At 69.2% G+C, this 16,111-nt stretch carries 13 protein-coding genes; 5 read left to right on the forward strand and 8 right to left on the reverse strand.

Annotated features, from left to right (window positions below):
- Positions 1 to 12: 12 nt before the first annotated feature.
- Genes BKA15_RS23450 through BKA15_RS23460 form a run of 3 tightly spaced genes read right to left on the reverse strand, consistent with a single transcriptional unit; the run spans position 13 to position 3,450 of the window.
- Positions 13 to 336 (reverse strand): antibiotic biosynthesis monooxygenase family protein, encoded by a 324-nt coding sequence (locus BKA15_RS23450; RefSeq protein WP_179754879.1) that lies wholly within the window; start codon positions 334 to 336, stop codon positions 13 to 15.
- On the reverse strand, positions 333 to 1,403 hold the full coding sequence (locus tag BKA15_RS23455) for a glycoside hydrolase family 43 protein (RefSeq protein WP_179754883.1): 1,071 nt from the start codon (positions 1,401 to 1,403) through the stop codon (positions 333 to 335). Before BKA15_RS23455 ends, BKA15_RS23450 begins: the two co-directional genes overlap by 4 nt.
- 16 nt (positions 1,404 to 1,419) lie before the next feature.
- The gene (locus BKA15_RS23460; RefSeq protein WP_179754884.1) at positions 1,420 to 3,450 is read right to left on the reverse strand and encodes a hypothetical protein; all 2,031 of its coding nucleotides are present in this window, start codon (positions 3,448 to 3,450) and stop codon (positions 1,420 to 1,422) included.
- 246 nt (positions 3,451 to 3,696) lie between these two features.
- Between BKA15_RS23460 and BKA15_RS23465 the strand changes: the two genes are divergently transcribed.
- The 3 genes from BKA15_RS23465 (at position 3,697) to BKA15_RS23475 (ending at position 7,737) form a co-directional block, all read left to right on the forward strand.
- On the forward strand, positions 3,697 to 4,167 hold the full coding sequence (locus BKA15_RS23465) for a hypothetical protein (RefSeq protein WP_179754886.1): 471 nt from the start codon (positions 3,697 to 3,699) through the stop codon (positions 4,165 to 4,167).
- 142 nt (positions 4,168 to 4,309) lie between these two features.
- The gene (locus BKA15_RS23470; RefSeq protein WP_246322411.1) at positions 4,310 to 6,376 is read left to right on the forward strand and encodes a RecQ family ATP-dependent DNA helicase; all 2,067 of its coding nucleotides are present in this window, start codon (positions 4,310 to 4,312) and stop codon (positions 6,374 to 6,376) included.
- A gap of 92 nt (positions 6,377 to 6,468) precedes the next feature.
- Positions 6,469 to 7,737, forward strand: coding sequence for an ATP-binding protein (locus tag BKA15_RS23475; RefSeq protein WP_179754888.1), 1,269 nt, complete (start codon positions 6,469 to 6,471; stop codon positions 7,735 to 7,737).
- A gap of 27 nt (positions 7,738 to 7,764) precedes the next feature.
- Here the strand turns inward: BKA15_RS23475 and BKA15_RS23480 are convergent, their stop codons facing one another.
- Positions 7,765 to 9,552 (reverse strand): ABC transporter ATP-binding protein, encoded by a 1,788-nt coding sequence (locus BKA15_RS23480; RefSeq protein WP_179754890.1) that lies wholly within the window; start codon positions 9,550 to 9,552, stop codon positions 7,765 to 7,767.
- Complete coding sequence (locus BKA15_RS23485) at positions 9,545 to 11,287, reverse strand: ABC transporter ATP-binding protein (RefSeq protein ID WP_179754892.1); 1,743 nt, start codon at positions 11,285 to 11,287, stop codon at positions 9,545 to 9,547. The genes BKA15_RS23480 and BKA15_RS23485 overlap by 8 nt, the downstream gene beginning before the upstream one ends.
- Before the next feature lie 31 nt (positions 11,288 to 11,318).
- Here BKA15_RS23485 and BKA15_RS23490 point away from each other — a divergent pair, with 31 nt between their 5' ends.
- Positions 11,319 to 11,915: a TetR/AcrR family transcriptional regulator gene (locus tag BKA15_RS23490; RefSeq protein ID WP_179754894.1), complete on the forward strand. Its 597-nt coding sequence runs from the start codon at positions 11,319 to 11,321 to the stop codon at positions 11,913 to 11,915.
- A gap of 326 nt (positions 11,916 to 12,241) precedes the next feature.
- Positions 12,242 to 13,396: a S8 family peptidase gene (locus BKA15_RS23495; protein ID WP_179754896.1), complete on the forward strand. Its 1,155-nt coding sequence runs from the start codon at positions 12,242 to 12,244 to the stop codon at positions 13,394 to 13,396.
- Here the strand turns inward: BKA15_RS23495 and BKA15_RS23500 are convergent.
- The 3 genes from BKA15_RS23500 to BKA15_RS23510 form a co-directional block, all read right to left on the reverse strand.
- The gene (locus BKA15_RS23500) at positions 13,380 to 14,777 is read right to left on the reverse strand and encodes an MFS transporter (RefSeq protein ID WP_179754898.1); all 1,398 of its coding nucleotides are present in this window, start codon (positions 14,775 to 14,777) and stop codon (positions 13,380 to 13,382) included. The two genes, BKA15_RS23495 and BKA15_RS23500, sit on opposite strands and share 17 nt — an antisense overlap.
- An 80-nt stretch (positions 14,778 to 14,857) precedes the next feature.
- Complete coding sequence (locus BKA15_RS23505) at positions 14,858 to 15,301, reverse strand: Rrf2 family transcriptional regulator (protein WP_179754900.1); 444 nt, start codon at positions 15,299 to 15,301, stop codon at positions 14,858 to 14,860.
- A 38-nt stretch (positions 15,302 to 15,339) separates the two neighbouring features.
- Positions 15,340 to 16,068 carry a MerR family transcriptional regulator gene (locus tag BKA15_RS23510; protein WP_179754902.1) on the reverse strand — a complete coding sequence of 243 codons (729 nt, stop codon included), beginning with the start codon at positions 16,066 to 16,068 and terminating at the stop codon, positions 15,340 to 15,342.
- Positions 16,069 to 16,111: the final 43 nt, after the last annotated feature.

A 16,111-nucleotide genomic window follows, 5' to 3' on the forward strand; every position in this document is an offset into this window, starting at 1 on the left:
CCTTCGACAGGCTCAGGGCGCGTCCGGCGGCTCGATTGTTGCGGCGACCTCGTGATGGCTCACGGTCTCGTCCCAACGGCTCAGGGCCCGCTGGGCCGCCGGTGCGACGACGGCATGCTCGTAGTGATCACCGGCGAACGCTCGGACGGCGTCAAGATCATCGAAGAACGTGATCGACGTGAACAGCACCTCGTCGCCGATCTGCCGGCGCAGCAGCCGAGCGCCGCGGAACCCGGGAACGTCGGTGAGGTGCTCCCGTACTTCCGATTCGTAGTGCCGCTGGTAGTCGTCGGCCGATCCCGGCGCGGCCCAGCCCTGCCAGACCCGGGCGATCACTTCCGGCTCCGCGGATCGCCGGCCGGCAACGGCACCGGTACGCCGAGTGGGACCGGGACGCCCAGGTCGGGGCGGCCGTCCGCGGTCCAGTTGATCTTCTGGGCCCGGATGGTCCGGGGCTCGCCACAATCGGTGCTGTTCGGATAGTCCCTTGCGTGGTAGACGATCCAGTCCTCGGTGCCGTCCGGCGACGTGAAGAAGCTGTGGTGGCCGGGACCGTACACACCGTTCTCCGGGCTCTTGCTGAAGATCGGCTCCGGTGTCTTCGTCCAGGAGGCCCGGTCGGCCGGATCGCCACCGGTGTAGCTGAGCAGGCCGATGGCGTAGTCCGGGGTGCCGCACTGGGCCGCCGAATAGGTCAGGAAGATCCTGCCGTTCCGGTAGATCGGGTACGGGCCCTCCTGGGTCTCACCGTTGCCGATCTTCTCCCACTCATAGGTCGGCTCGGAGAGGATCCGCGGCTCGGCGGCCAGCGTCCACGGGTTGCTCAGGGGAGCGATGTAGAGCTTCTGCGCGCCCGGCGACGGGATGCCCGCGTAGACGTAGTACAGCTGATCGTGGACCTCGAGCACGGTGCCGTCGATGCTGAAGAAGTCCGGGCCCTGCAGTTGCGCCTTGAAGGTGTACGGGCCGAGCGGGCTGTCGCCCTGGCTCTCCGCGACGAAGTTGCGGTGGGTGGAGATGTCGCCGCCGATCTGCGCCGTGTAGTAGAGATACCAGCGATCGCCGAACCGGTGCAGCTCCGGCGCCCAGATGTTGTCCTGATACGCGGTCGGCTGAGTCCTCGCGTCATAGACCACGGTCGCCGTCGCCGCTCCGAGCGTGGCCAGTGATCGCGATGACGACATGGTCACCACGTTGGACGCGGTGGTGCTGGCCAGGAAGTACCGGCCGTCGTGGAACGCGAGCCAGGGGTCGGCGCCGTCCCGGATCGGGTTGGCGAACGTGCCGGCCCGGGCTCGTTCGGTTCCATGATCATCCGGCACCGCGGTCGCCGGTGCGGCGAGCGCTCCGGCGAGCACGGCGATGATCATGGCGGCGATGACGGTCCGCAAGGGTCTGGTCATGATCAGGTTCTCCTGGTCAGTTCGCGTACGCAACGGAGACGGGGCCCGAGCCGGTCAGGGTCCAGCCGGTATCGTCCTCGAAGCCGCCGTTCTTCAGGCCGAGGCCGATGGTCCTGATGTTGTCGATCTTGTAGTCCAGGACGTCCAGCCCGGACACGGCGCCGGAACCGGAGCACAGTCGATATTCGATCTTGACCTTCTCCTTGCCGCGAACGAAGTCCGTGATGTCGATCGGGCCCTGGTGATCGGAACCCTGGAGGTAGAACCAGGGCCAGCCGTCGCCGACGTCGCGGTTCCAGATGTTCACCCCGTCGATCAGCAGCTGCTTGAAGTAGCGGCCGTGCAGCCCGCCGATCGGGTCGGTGTGCCAGAAGTCGATCTCGTAGCGCGGCGAGTCCGGATCGACCGGCATCGTCTGCGCGGCGGCGGCACAGGTGTTGGGTGCGACGTCCACGCCGCGCGGGATGGTGAAGCTCAGCCGGCCGTTCCCGGTCATCGCCCGGTTCGCCGGGCTGATCACGAGCCCGGGGAAGGTCGGCTCGGCCAGCGGCGTGTGGGTGGTGCCGCGGAGCTCGGCGTATCCCTTGCTGATGGCGTTGAAGATCTTGGCCGGCCTGGCCGGCGAGTAGATGTCGATGTAGGGGTGCAGCTGGGTGGCGTTGCGGCTCATCCGCCAGCCGCCGGGCCGTTCGAAGCCGCCGTTGGTGATCTTGATTCCTTGGGCGGTCACGACGTCGAACCGGGTGTCGTTCGGCGAGAACGTGACGCCCTGCTGGTGGTACAGCCGGAAGGTCACATCGGCGGACCCCTTGCCGGCGAGCAGGTCGGTGACGTCGACCGTCTCGTCGTGCCACACCTCTTCGGTGTCGCTGGTGAAGTCCTGGCTCCAGACCACCTTTTCGTCGACCAGCAACTGCTTCAACTGGTAGCCGGCGTCGCCGCCCTCCTGGTAGTCGGTGTGCTTGAAGCTGATCGTCTTCTTCGCCGCCTTCGCATCGACCGCGACGCGTTGGGACGCCGCGGCGAAGTGGCCGGGCGAGGTCGGCACGTTGTTGCTGATCGAGAAGCTCAGGCTGCCCATCCCGGAGTGCGCGCGGTAGTCGGTGCCGGGCTGCTGGGTCAGCGCGTCCAGCGGGGCGCCGTAGGCCATGATGCCGCGCAGCCGTCCGTCCAGGAGGTACGGCTTCGCGCGCCGCAGCACCTCGGCGACGTAGCGCTCGTCGGGATGGACGATGCCATCGAGGAACCGGCCGAAGTAGCCGAGCAGGACGAGTTCCTTGCCGGCCTTCTCGGTGATCGAGAGAACCTGATCAAGACCGACCTCGACCTGGCTCGGGTCGATCGTCGACCCGTACACGAAGTAGACGTAGATCACTCCGTCGACCGTGCCCTTGATCCGCTCCATCGAGTGATCGTTGATCTCTCCCGGATAGAGCGTGACGTACCACTTCAGGTCCGGGTTGATCGCGGTCTGGGCGTTCTCGATCTTGGTCAGGTACTCGTTGGTGAACAAGGCCTGGTTGACCGGGCCGCTGAGGAAGTCGTCGATCGCCCAGGACTTCACGTTCGGGTGCTTCAGGGACAGCTTCGCGATCTCCTCGGCCCACCGGACGAAGTCCAACTCGAACGGCCGCGAGCACCGGCCGGCCACGTGCGGCTTCTCGTGCAGGAAGCATTCCGACGGCGGCACCAGATAGACCATCACGTCGATGCCCGCCGCCTCGGCGGCCGGCACGAGCTCGGTGACCAGATCGTCCCAGTCCGTGGGGCTCTCCCAGATGTCGTAGGTGAACATCGTGACGTTCAACTGCTTGAGCCGCTTGATCATCGCAGGCGTGTCGATGTGCCGGTAACCGTCGGCCCGGGCCTCCGCCTCGCGAATCGTCGCCGCGACGGTGTTGCCGCCGTTCTTCGCGGTGAGGAACGCGCCGTCCGGCAGCCGGTCCGGACGCTCGCCCGGCGAGGCCGCGGCCACGGTGGGAGTGAGCGCGGCCACCAGGGCCACCAAGATCAGGAAGATCGACCAGGAACAGCGTCGTCGCCGCATGGGAACCGTCCTATATTCCAAATATCGAAAATGACTGCGATATTAGGAATCGTAGTCAGGTGAGTTCCGGCGGTGCAAGAGTTTCGCCCGAACTTGGCACGATTCCTATAACGCCGTTATTCCCTGCCATTCCCCGCGTCAGTGCCGGGTCAGTGTGGCGTCATCGGCCCGGCCTAGCGTCGCTGGCGTACGCAACATCGATCCCACTTCTTCGTGAGGAGGGTGGGCAGAAGGGAGCGTTGAACGATGACTGAGATCGTGCGCAAGGCGGGAACCCGCATGGTCCGAGCCGGGCTCGCGGGAGCGGCGGCGATCGTCGCCGTCGCGGGGTTCCAGGTGGCCACAGCACCGGGAGCGGCAGCCGAACCACCGGGTTGCTCCGCCCAGGACCACCTGGACCACACCGACATCCTGAGGCCGGGCCGGGCCCTGTGCAACGGTGGCTCGCTGCTCCGGATGCAGGAGAACGGCGACCTCGTGCTGCGGCACATCGAGACCGGTCGGGCGTGCTGGCACTCGAAGACCTTCGTGGCCGGGGCGTCGGCGACCTTCACCCCGGGCAAGGGCACCGGACCGGCTGGGCAGGCCCGGCCGTACCTTCAGGTGGGCGATCACAAGATCTACGGAGACAACAACATCCTGGATCTCGGGTCCACCGCCAACGTGAACGCCAAGGGCGAACTCTGGGTCGGCTATCGGCTGGTCGGCAAGTGCTGAACCCCTGAACTCTGCCGCGACCTCCTTCCGTCCCCGGGATCGAGTGGTCACCTCTGCAGCGACACGCCGCAGAAACGGCTGCGTTGGTGACCGGTCGGCGGGGAGGGGGAGGCCGTCGGTGGGGAGGGGCATGATGGCGGGCATGTCAGAAAGCGTGAGGGTCAGCAGCCGGACCGCCGAGCAGCTGGCGGCGACCATCCGGGCCGTCGCCGGGCCGGGCGCCGTGCCGCGGGCGGATCAGGTCCGGGCGGTCGAGGAACTGGTCGACCACCGGAAGCGGGTGCTGGTGGTGCAGGCGACCGGGTGGGGAAAGTCGGTCGTCTACTGGGGTGCGACCGCTGCGCTCCGGCACGGTGAGCGACCGGCCGGCCCGACGCTGGTGGTGTCACCGCTGCTGGCGTTGATGCGGGACCAGATCGCCGCCGCCGAACGGGCCGGGCTGCGGGCCGCGACGATCAACTCGACCAACTTCGACGACTGGGACCCGATCTTCGCCGCCCTCGCCGCGGACGAGCTCGACGTCCTGCTGATCTCCCCGGAACGCCTGGTCAACCCGCGCTTCGCGGCCCGGCTGCCGGAACTGCTGTCCCGCTGCGGGCTGCTGGTGATCGACGAGGCCCACTGCGTCTCGGACTGGGGCTTCGACTTCCGGCCGGACTACCAGCGGCTGACCCGGACCCTGCTGGAACTCGCGCCCGGGACGCCGGTGCTGGCCACCACGGCGACGGCGAACGAGCGGGTGACCGCGGACGTGGCGGGCCAGTTGGGCGAGGACACCGTGACGCTGCGCGGCTCGCTGGCTCGCGCCTCGCTGCGCTTGTCCGTGGTGCCGGAGCTGACACCGCTGGAACGCTATGCCTGGGTCGCCGAGGCGCTGCGTTCGCTGCCCGGTTCCGGCATCGTGTACGTCCTCACGGTGGCCGAGGCCGGTCGGGTGGCCGGCTTCCTGCAGAGCCAGGGGCTCGACGTCGAGGCGTACTCGGGGCAGACCGAGAACCGGGAGCACCTGGAGGATCGGCTCCGGGACAACCAGGTGAAAGCGCTGGTGGCGACGTCGGCGCTCGGGATGGGGTACGACAAGCCGGACCTCGCCTTCTGCATCCACCTGGGTTCACCGGCCTCGCCGGTCGCGTACTACCAACAGGTCGGCCGGGCCGGCCGCGCCCTTGACGACGCCGTCGCGGTGCTGGTGCCGGCCGAGTCCGACGAGCGGATCTGGGACTACTTCGCCACCGCGGGCATCCCGGTCGAGGCCCAGGTGGAACAGATCCTCGACGTGCTGGCCGACGGTCCGGCCGGGCTCGGCGCGATCGAGGCCGCGACCGGCCTCCGTCGCGGCCGGCTCGAGTCCACGCTGAAGATCCTGGCCGTCGACGGCGTCGTCGACCGGGACCGCAGCGACTGGGTCGCGACCGGGAAGCGCTGGTACTACGACGCCGAGAAGTGGGATGCGCTGCGCCGGGTCCGGGCCGACGAGGCCGGGCTGATGCGGTCCTACGCGCACGGCGAGGGCTGCCTGATGCGGTTCCTGCAGCAGGCCCTCGACGATCCCGACCCCAAGGACTGCGGGCGGTGCTCGGTCTGTACCGGCGAACTGCCGGCCCCGGGAGCAGCGCCGGACCAGGAGTTGATCATCGCCGCCCAGCGGTTCTTCCGCGGCCAGGACACGATCGTCGAGCCGCGCAAGCAGTGGGCGGCCCGGCTCGGCGACCGCAAGGGCAAGATCAACTTCCTGGCTCCCGGCCGGGCGCTGGCGTTCGCCGACGACCCCGCCTGGACCGACGCGCTGCGCCGGCTCTGGATCCGCGACGAGCCGGTGGACGGCGAGATCCTCGATGCCGTCGTCGCCGTCCTGAAGCGCTGGGCACGGGACTGGGAGCGGCCGATCGCCGTGGTGCCGATGCCGTCCCGCCGGTTCCCGACCATGATCGAATCGGTAGCCCGGCACGTGGCCGAGGTCGGCCGGCTGCCGTACATCGAGGCGCTCGCGGTGTCCGGTCCGCGGCCGGTCGAGGACGCCTCGTCCTCGGCCCGCGCAACCGACCTGCTGGCCCGGACCACGCTGCTGCCCGGCGTCGCCTTCGACGGCCCGGTGCTGCTGGTCGACGACACGATCCGGACCCGCTGGACCGTGACTGTGGCCGGAGCCCTGCTGGCCGACGCCGGCGCAACCGCCGTGCTGCCGCTGGCCCTGCACCAGCTGCCCTGACCGGCGATCGGAAGACTAGGGGTGCTGCGATTGGAAGAGTAGATGTCCTGCTATTGGAAGACTAGAAGTCGTGCGATCGGTAGACTAGAGGCATGCCCAGCTACCGGCGACGAATCATCGATCGCACCCTGGATGAGCTTCAGCCGCAGCTCCGCGCATTGTCGATCCATGGTCCCAAGGGCGTCGGCAAGACCGCGACCGCGTCGCAGCGGGCTGTGTCGGTGATCGATCTGAGCCTGGAGCGGCAGCGCCAGATCGTGGCCGCCGATCCGTCCGTCCTGACCAGCATGCCGGGACCGGTGCTTGTCGACGAGTGGCAACGGCTTCCGGAGGTGTGGGATCACATTCGGCGCGCGGTCGACGACGGGTCGCCGGCCGGTCACTTCATCATCGCCGGTAGCTCCGCGCCTCGCGGCGCGGTCATCCATTCAGGTGCCGGGCGGATCGTACCGATGCGCATGCGACCGCTGAGCCTGGCTGAACGGGAGATCGAGAATCCGACGGTCAGCCTGGCCGACCTCCTTGGGGGCAATTCGGACGTTGGCGGAACCACTCGGCTTCGTGTGACGGCGTACGTCGAAGAGATCGTCGCCTCGGGCTTCCCCGCGATTCGACCGGTCGCGGCACGCGCCCGGCGTGCAGAACTGGATGCGTACCTCGAAAACGTCGTGCATCGCGAGTTCCCTGAACAGGGTTATCCCGTCCGCAAGCCGGAGGTGCTGAGGTCTTGGCTGGCGGCCTATGCGGCGGCGACCTCCACGACGACGACGTACACGAAGATCCTGGACGCAGCGACACCTGGTCTGCCGAACAAGCCGGCCAAGGAAACCACGATGGCCTATCGCGATGCGTTGTCGTCCCTCTGGCTGCTCGATCCGATACCTCCTTGGATACCGAGCCGCAATCATCTTGATCGCCTTATGCAGTCGCCGAAGCACCAACTCGCGGATCCGTCGCTCGCGGCGCGTTTGCTCGGGCTCGACGGACCTGCTCTGCTCCGCGCGGAGCAAGGTCGCGCCCAGTTGTCTGAGGGAACCATCCTCGGCGCGCTCTTCGAACACCTCGCGGCACTCTCCGTCCATACCTACGCGGAGGCTGCCGAGGCGCGCGTCGCACACCTGAGGACACGCAATGGTGATCACGAGGTGGGTCTGATCGTTCAACGGTCCGATGGCCGGATCCTTGCGATCGAGGTCAAGCTGGCCGACCGGGTCGTCGACGACGATGTCAAGCATCTGCGCTGGCTCCGGGATCAGATCGGAAGCGACTTGATCGACGCTCTCGTTCTTTACGCCGGTGAGCACGCCTACCGTCGGCGCGATGGTGTAGCGGCCGTTCCGCTCGGCCTGCTCGGCCCGTGACCATGATCGGTGCTCACGGGCCCATGATCATTCCCCGGCATCGCGGTGCAGCGCGACCAGTTCCGGGACGCCGCGGCGCAACAGGTCGGCCGGGCTGCCGTCGGCGGTGACCCGCTGGTCGGCGATCACCACGACCCGGTCGGCGATCTCGACGGTGGAGAGCCGGTGCGCGATGACGATCGCCGTACGGCCGCGGAGCAGGTTGCGCAGCCCGGTCTGGATCGCCCGCTCGGTCGGGACGTCGAGCGCCGAGGTCGCCTCGTCCAAGATCAACACGGTCGGGTCGGCGAGCAGCGCCCGAGTGAAGGCCAGCAGCTGGCGCTGTCCTGCGGAGAGCCCGGTGCCACGCGCCTGGACCAGCGTGGCGTAACCGTCGGACAGCCGTTCGATGAAGGCGTCGGCGCCGACAGACCGGGCGGCGGCGACGAGGTCGTCATCCGTGGCGTCCGGGCGGCCGAACCGAAGGTTGTCGGCGATGGTGCCGGCGAACAGCTGGGTCTCCTGGGTGATCAGGTTCACCGACCGGCGGAGCTCTGCGTCAGCGACCTGGCGAAGATCAACTCCGTCCAGGATGACCTGGCCGGCATTCGGATCGTGCAGCCTCGCGATCAGCTTGGCGATCGTCGACTTGCCGGCCCCGGTGGCGCCGAGCATCGCGGTGGTGCTGCCGGCCGGAAGGTCGAGCTCAAGCCCGTTCAGGACCGGCACCGTACGTCCGGAGCCGGGGTAGCCGAACCGGACGGCTCGAAGCTCGACCCGGCCGTGGACCGGTCGCGGCAGCGGAATCGGTTGTTCCGGCTCCGGCACGTCGTCGGGGGCGTTGATCACCGCAGCGACCCGTTCCAGCCCGGCGATCGCCGACTGCAAGGCGTCGACGAAGCCGGTCAGGCTGAGCACCGGGCCGAACAGTTGGGCGACATACAGGATGAACGCGGCGAGGATGCCGATCTGCAGGCTGTGGTCGGCCACCCGGAAGCCGCCGGCGACCAGGAGCACGGCGGTGGTGAGTCCGAAGATCAACTCCATCGCCGGGAAGTAGACGGTGCCGAGCCGGACTTGTCGCTCGCCGACGGCCCGGCTCTGATCGGACAACGCGGTGTAGGCGGCGGCTGCCTGGGGCTCCCGGGTGTAGGCCTGCACCGCATGGATGCCGTCCAGGGTCTCCACGACGTGTCCGGTCAACGCCGCGGCGGCCGCCTGTTGATCACGGTAGGCAGCCGCCGACCGGAGTGAGTACCACGCGGTCAGGACGGCGAGCGGGACCAGGGCCAGCACGGTGACCAGCGCCAGCAGCGGGTCCAGCACGATCATCACGACCATGATCACGATCACGGTGAGCACGGCCTGCAGCAGCCCGGTCAGCGCGGTCCCGAAGAGGGCGTCGACGGTCGCGATGTCCGAGGTGAGCCGGGCCGTCACCTGGCCGACGCCGAGTCGATCATGAAAGGCGACCGAGTGTCGTTGCAGCCGGTCGAACACCCGGGTCCGCAGCGCCAACAGCACCTCTTGGCCGAGCACGCCCGCGCGATTGATCCAGAGCCGGTTCAGCAGGCCGGACAGGACGGCGGAGCCGGCCAGCGCGGCGACCACCCCGATCACCGGGGCGATCCGGCCGGCCAGTCCCTCGCTCAGCCCGACATCGATGGCCACGCCGACCAGCCAGGGTCCGGTGACGGACACGGCCGTCTGCAGGACCGCCAGCACCAGCAGCACTGACAGCGCCGAGCGGTGCGGTTGCAACAGATCACCGAGCAGCGCAACCGCCGGCGCGGCACCGGGGCGCCGCCGTACGGAATCGAGAGCGGACTCAGCCATCGTGGCCACCCTCCGGACCGGGATGGCCCAGCATCAGGGACCGGTACGCCGGGCTTCGCCGGACCAGGTCGGCATGGGTTCCGACGTCGACGATCCGGCCGGCGTCGAGCACCGCGATCCGGTCCGCCAATCTCGCGGTGGACAACCGGCGAGCCACGATGATCACGGTCGCCCGGTCCAGGACCGGCCGCAGCCGCTGCTCGATCGCCGCCTCCGTCCGGACATCGAGGGCGGAGATCGGATCGTCCAGCACCAGGACCGCGGGTTGTCCGATCACCGCACGGGCCAGCGCGAGCCGTTGTCGTTGGCCGCCCGAAAGCGAGAGCCCCTGCTCCTCGACCGCGCTGTCCAGCCCGTCCGGCAACCGGTGCACGAAATCGGCCCGGGTCAGCTCCAGGATCCGGTGCAGTTCGGCCTCGCCGATCGCCGGGCGACCCGCCGTGAGGTTCTCCCGTACGGATCCCGAGAACAGCACCGCATCCTCGAACGCGACACCGATCCGCTCCCGCAACTCGGCGAGCCGGAGCCGGGTCACGTCGATGCCCCCGACCGACACCCGGCCAGACACCGGATCGGCCAGCCGCGGCACCAGCGCGGCGAGCCGGGACTTGCCCGAACCGGTGGCGCCGACGAGCGCGACGGTCTCACCCGGTCCGACCTCGAGGTCGATCCGTGAGTCCGGCCGGTCCTCGTCCAGGACCACGCCGTCGAACCGTACGGCGAGACTTCCGGCGGGCAACGGCTGCGGATCACGCGGCTCCCGCAGCGCGGGTTCGGTGTCCAGCAACTCCAGCACCCGACGCGTCGCCGCCGAGGCCAGCTGGGTCTGGGCCAGCAGTCCGCCGGCCACCATCACGGGCCGGGTCAGCCGGAAGTAGAAGGCCGTGAACGCCACGAAGCCGCCGACGCTGAGTGCTCCGGTCGTGACGGCTGCGATGCCGCCCGCGACGACGCCGGCCAGCACCAGGATCGGGTACGCGACCAGCACGGAGTCGAACGACGCGAACAGGCGCATCAGGCTCAGCTCGGCGTCCCGCAGCCCGTGCGCCCCGGCCAGGAACCGGTCGAGCATCAGCTGCCGCCGCCCGTACAGCTTGATCGCCCGGATCCCGCGGATCGACTCGGACGCCGCGGTGGTCAGCCGGTCGGTCCGGCTGCCGGCCTCGACGGCGAGCTTCTCGTACCGATGGGCGAACGTCCGGCTCACCGCCACCATTGGGATCATCGCGACGAGGACCAGTGCCCCCATCGCCGGGTTCAGCACCAGCAGCATGGCGGTGACGAACACCAGCGTGAACATCGTCGAGATCAGGTACGGCAGCACGAAGCTGAAGAACGAGCCCACCGTGTGCAGGTCGCCGGTCGTCCGGGCGACGACGTGCCCCGAGCCGGACCGGGCGTGCTGCTCCGGGTCCCAGCGCAGCGACTGGCCGTAGCACGCGACCCGGAGATCGTGCTCCAGGCGGACCGAGGCCAGCATCGCGCGGCGGCGGAGCACGTACATCACCGTCTGGACGACGCCCAGGGCGAGCATCGCGGCCCCGTATCCCCAGATGCCGGCCGGATCCCCGTGCAGGATCGGGCCGTCGATCATGGCGGCGATCAGCAACGGCTGCGACATCTGCGCGCCGAGGGCCAGCACGTCGGTGATGATCATGATCACCACGTCGCGTCGGTACGGCCTCGCCCAGGGCAGGATCCGGCGCAGCGGTCCGCGCCGATCCCGCTTGCTCATGGCTCGGGAGTGTACTAAGTACACTTCTGCTGTGGGTAGCCGATTTTCCGAGATCGTCCGGGCCGGGCTCGCGGTCGCCGGCCGGGACGGGCTCAGTGCCGTTTCGATGCGCGCCGTCGCCGCGGAGGTCGGCTTCACCACCATGGCCCTGTATCGGCACCTGCCGAGCAAGGAGGCACTGCTCGACGGGATGGTCGGCGCCCTGCTCGGCGAGCTCGACCTGCCCGACCCGGCCGATCCCTGGCCGGCCCGGCTCCGGCACGTCGCGCTCGAACTCCTGGCCCTCGGCCGCCGCTATCCGACCGTGATGCCGCTGCTCCTGACCCGCCCCTATGTCGCGCCGGAGGCCGTCCGGGTGGTCCGGGTGATGTACGGCATTCTCGACGACGCTGGAGTGTCCACGGCCGAGCTGTACCGGGTCGAGCGGTTGATCAGCACCCACCTGCTCGGCTACTGCGTTTCCGTTGCCAACAAGGCCTTCTGGGTCACCGAGCCGGACACGCTGGAGGTCGACACGGTTCCCGTCGCGCCGCCGGATGCAGCCGTCGCCGGCGATCGCTGGCGGGCCGAGCTCGAGCGCAATCTCGGCTCGCTCGGCCGGTTGATCATGGCCGAACGGGCGACCTAGCCCGCTCGGCCGGAAACCCGACCGGGCCCTCGGCCGATTCTCGGTAACCGTCCGCCCGCGCACCCAGCGGATAACCCGCTCCGCAGGGCGGAAGTCGATGAACTCCGCGGAAAGCGCCTGCAGGTGTCAATACATTCCCTTACCCAAAGAATCTGTGGTTCCCCGGTATTCCGCAGGGACTCGCTCAGGAGTTCTTGAAGTTCATTGCTCCCGAGTTACGGCCTGCGAAATGGTGAGTTCCGGGCCGATAAGAACGGTCGGAATTCGAGATCAGACCCGGCGGTATCCGCCGGATGCGGGGGTCTTGGGGGAGGGGTACGTTTTTCATGCGCAGGTTCTTGAAAGGTTTCGCCGCATTCGCGGCGATCGTCCTGCTCTCGTGCGCGGCGGCAGCGCCGGCCGCGGCGGAGCAGCCGGAGGACAACCGGCTCGGCCGCTACATCGTCGTCCTCGACGAGAGGGCCGACCTGCTCGGGTCGACCTTGCGCCGGCTGCAGTCGATGACCGGGCTGAAGATCGGTCACGTGTACGACAAGGGTCTGCGGGGCTACAGCGCGACGATGCCGAAGGGGCTGGTCAAGAAGCTGTTGGCCGATCCGCAGGTGAAGTACGTCGAGCCGGACCAGAAGGGCACCGGGAACGGGCAGTTCTTCCCCTGGGGCATCAACCGGGTGCAGGCCGATCTGAGCTATACCAAGGCCGGCAACGGATCCGGAACGGTGACCGGCGTGAATGCGTACGTGATCGATTCCGGGGTCGCCCCGCACCCCGATCTCAATGTGGTGAAACGGCTCAATTTCACCGAGGAGCCGGACACCGACTGCCACGGCCACGGCACCCATATCTCGGGCACGATCGCCGCCCGGGACAACACCTCCGGCGTTGTCGGCGTCGCGCCGGGCATTCCGATCACGTCGCTGAAGGTGCTCGACTGCGAGACCCACGGCTGGTATTCCGACATGATCGCGGCGATCAACTGGATCACGGCGAACGCCAAGAAGCCCGCCGTGGCGAACATGAGCATCGGCGGCAACCCGAGCAAGGCGCTCGACGACGCGATCCGCCGGTCGGCCGCCTCCGGTGTCGTGTACGGGCTCTCCGCGGGCAACAAGAGCAAGTCGGCCTGTGAGCAGTCGCCGGCCCGGGCCGGCGCCGGTACCAACAACGGCATCATCACCGTCGCCGCGATCGGCTCCGGCGACCGGGAGGCGTCGTTCTCGAACTACGGCCCGTGCGTCGACCTCTGGGCGCCGGGTGTCGACATCAAGTCGACCGGCAACAGCGGCGGCATCGGCCCGATGTCCGGTACGTCGATGGCGGCACCACACGTCACCGGCGCCGCGGCGCTCTATCTGTCGCGGCACCGGACGGTGACCCCGTCCTCGGTCGAGTCCTGGCTGAAGAGGGCGGCCGTCTCGCCGGGGACGAAGAGCAAGGACGGACGCACGATCCGGCTGGTCTGCGTCAAGGCCGTGACCTGAGCGTCCCGGCCGCGATCACGAGCGCGATCAGGGTGACCGCGGTGAGTACGAGGAACAGGTCGGAGTAGGCGGGCGCCTCGAGGGCGTACCAGGGGAGCACGGGGCCGGTGCCGTGCCGCGCGTCGAGGAGGACGCCGGCCAGCGCCGGCCCCGTCCCGGCGCCGAGGAACTGGGCGCCCTGGAAGATGCCGAGGCCCGCGCCGGCAAGTTCAGGTGGTTGCGACTCGGCTGCGACCGCGGTGACGTTGGTGATCACGAACGCGAAGCCGGCGCCGAGGCCGGTCACCGCGACCGCGACCAGGACCGGCGACGCTCCGGCGCCGAACGCCAGGGTCAGCGTCGCCGCCGCGATCATGATCAAGCCTCCGAGGACCGGCGGCCGCGGGCCGTACCGTCCCATCAGCCGGCCGGCGACCGGTGAGAGCACGCCCAGGGCGATGCCACCGGGGATCATGATCACGCTGGCCAGGCCCGGCGTCAGGGCGTTCTCCTCGATGATCATGGTCGGCACGAAGACCAGCGTGGCCAGGTTGACCGCCATCGCCAGCAGTACGGTGAGCGTTGCGGCGGTGAAGGCGCGGTGCGCGAACAGTCCGGGCGTCACGAACGGGTGGGCGGCGGTCCGCAGACGCCAGACGAACAGCACGGCCAGCACCGGCGCCGCGATGATCAACGGCCAGCTGGCCGGCGACCCGAACCCGTTGGTCTGGCCCTGGGTGACGCCGAGCAGCAGCGCGCCGATGCTCGACCCGAGCAGGAGCCCGCCCGCCACGTCGATCGGGCGGCGGTCCGCACCCGGCGTCGCCGGCAGGCCCTGAAGCACGCCGGGCAGCAGCACCAGCGCCAGCCCGGCCGTGGTCCAGAACAGCCCTCGCCAACCGATCAGCTGGCCGATGACGCCGCCGAAGGCCGGGCCGAGCGCTGCTCCGGTGCCGCCCACCGCCCCCAGCAGGCCGAAACCGACGGCGCGCCGGTCCGGCGGCAGCAGGCGCATCACGGCGACCACCGAGAGGACCGGGATCGCGGCCGCCCCGGCACCCATGATCACCCGGCCGATCACGATCGGCACGAAGCCGGGCGCGAGGGCGGCGACGACACTGCCGCCGGCGAACACGAGCAAGGTGCCGACGTACAGGCTGCGCAGGCTGAACCGGTCGGCAACCCTTCCGTAGAAGGGGATGCCGATCGAGAAGGTGAGCAGGAAGCCGGTCACCAGCCAGGCCAGCTCGGCCTTGGCGACGCCGTACGCGCTGCCGATCATCGGCAGCACCAGGGTGACCATGTCGCTGCTGATCACCACCAGCAGCATGGCGGGCCCGACGATCGCGAGCACGCCCGCCGTGGTGCGCGGGCGGACGGTTCGGGTTTGGTCGACCGGCATGGGGCGGAGTCCTTTCTGAAACTGTAACAAGAGTTGTTACAGTTTGGGCATGATCAAGTGGTGAAGGGATGGTGGAACGGTCAGGCCTGCTCGGCTTCGGTTTCCAGGTCGAGGATGCTTCGGTGGATGGCGGCGATGCTGGTCCGGCTCAGCCGCCGCTGCAGGGCGGTCTCGGCCGCGCTGAATTCGCTGTGCAGCAGGGTGGTGATGTGCCGGCCGATCACGCAGCCCGGGTTCGGCGGGTGTGTGTGTCCGGCCAGGACCGGGCCGGGCTCGACCGCGGCGTACGCGTCGTAGAGGCTGATCTGCCGGGCCGGACGGCTCAGCCGCCAGCCGCCGCCGTACCCCTCGGTCGACTCGACCAGACCGGCGGAGCGGAGTTGGCCGAGAATCCGCCGGACGGCCACCGGGTTGCCGTTCAGGCTGTCCGCGATCTCCGCCGAGGTGAGAAGTTGATCTTGTCCGTGCTGGGCGAGCTTGGTCAGCGTGTGGATCGCCACCGCCGTGCGACTGCTCAGGGTCATCGCCCACCTCCTTCTCGAGATAACCGTAACAGAGGTTGTTACAGTCGTGCCCGAGCGTCCCGGTCGGCGAGCAGCCTGCTGATCATGGCGGCGGCGTCGAGCAGGGCCCGGGATCTGGTCTCGATGCTGACGTCGCGGGCGGCCAGCGCGGCGGTGACCTCGGCCTTCCCGTGGCCGGTCAGCTCGGGCAGGACGGCCCGGAGGGTGTCGATCCGGTAGCCGGCGAGTCGCAACTGCTGCACGATCCGGGCATCGCGGACCTGGTTCGGTGCATAGCGGCGCGCGCCGCCGGGCGTCACCCGATCCGGCACCGCCAGACCTTCGGCGTCCCAGTGCCGCAACGTCGAGGCCCGTACGCCGAGGGCGGTGGCGAGCTCGGAGACACTCATCGCGTCGCTCGGTCGGACGTCGCGGATCGGCTCGTCGGCGATCGCCGCGACGGCGGCGCGGGCCAGTCGGACCTCGGACCGCTCCCGGTCCAAGCCGGCATGGGCCGCATCGAGCCGGGCCAGCACCTCGTGCACGGGCCGGCTGTGCACCGCTCGCAGCAACGCCTTGGCGGCGACCGGCCCGATCCCGGCGGCCAGCGCGCGATAGGCCTGTGCGGACTGCAGATGCACCTCGCGGTAGCTCCGGTACCCCGCGTCGGTGCGGTCGGCCGGAGGCAGCACGCCGTCTCGTTCCAGGTTGCGGATCTGCTGGGCCGAGTAGCCGGCCCGCCGGGCCAGGGCTCCGGTGCGCCAGCCGTGCCGATTGAGGGTTGGCACTGGTTCTCCTCGGATTCAGAGTCGTAAGCCTCAACAATCACTT

It is taken from the genome of Microlunatus parietis (genome assembly GCF_013407955.1).
Taxonomy (GTDB): domain Bacteria; phylum Actinomycetota; class Actinomycetes; order Propionibacteriales; family Propionibacteriaceae; genus Microlunatus; species Microlunatus parietis.

Coding starts and splice junctions, on each gene's coding strand:
- BKA15_RS23455 (WP_179754883.1), bottom strand. CDS start 1,403: ATGACCAGACCCTTGCGGACCGTCATCGCCGCCATGATCATCGCCGTG.
- BKA15_RS23460 (WP_179754884.1), bottom strand. CDS start 3,450: ATGCGGCGACGACGCTGTTCCTGGTCGATCTTCCTGATCTTGGTGGCC.
- BKA15_RS23465 (WP_179754886.1), top strand. CDS start 3,697: ATGACTGAGATCGTGCGCAAGGCGGGAACCCGCATGGTCCGAGCCGGG.
- BKA15_RS23470 (WP_246322411.1), top strand. CDS start 4,310: ATGTCAGAAAGCGTGAGGGTCAGCAGCCGGACCGCCGAGCAGCTGGCG.
- BKA15_RS23475 (WP_179754888.1), top strand. CDS start 6,469: ATGCCCAGCTACCGGCGACGAATCATCGATCGCACCCTGGATGAGCTT.
- BKA15_RS23480 (WP_179754890.1), bottom strand. CDS start 9,552: ATGGCTGAGTCCGCTCTCGATTCCGTACGGCGGCGCCCCGGTGCCGCG.
- BKA15_RS23485 (WP_179754892.1), bottom strand. CDS start 11,287: ATGAGCAAGCGGGATCGGCGCGGACCGCTGCGCCGGATCCTGCCCTGG.
- BKA15_RS23495 (WP_179754896.1), top strand. CDS start 12,242: ATGCGCAGGTTCTTGAAAGGTTTCGCCGCATTCGCGGCGATCGTCCTG.
- BKA15_RS23500 (WP_179754898.1), bottom strand. CDS start 14,777: ATGCCGGTCGACCAAACCCGAACCGTCCGCCCGCGCACCACGGCGGGC.
- BKA15_RS23505 (WP_179754900.1), bottom strand. CDS start 15,301: ATGACCCTGAGCAGTCGCACGGCGGTGGCGATCCACACGCTGACCAAG.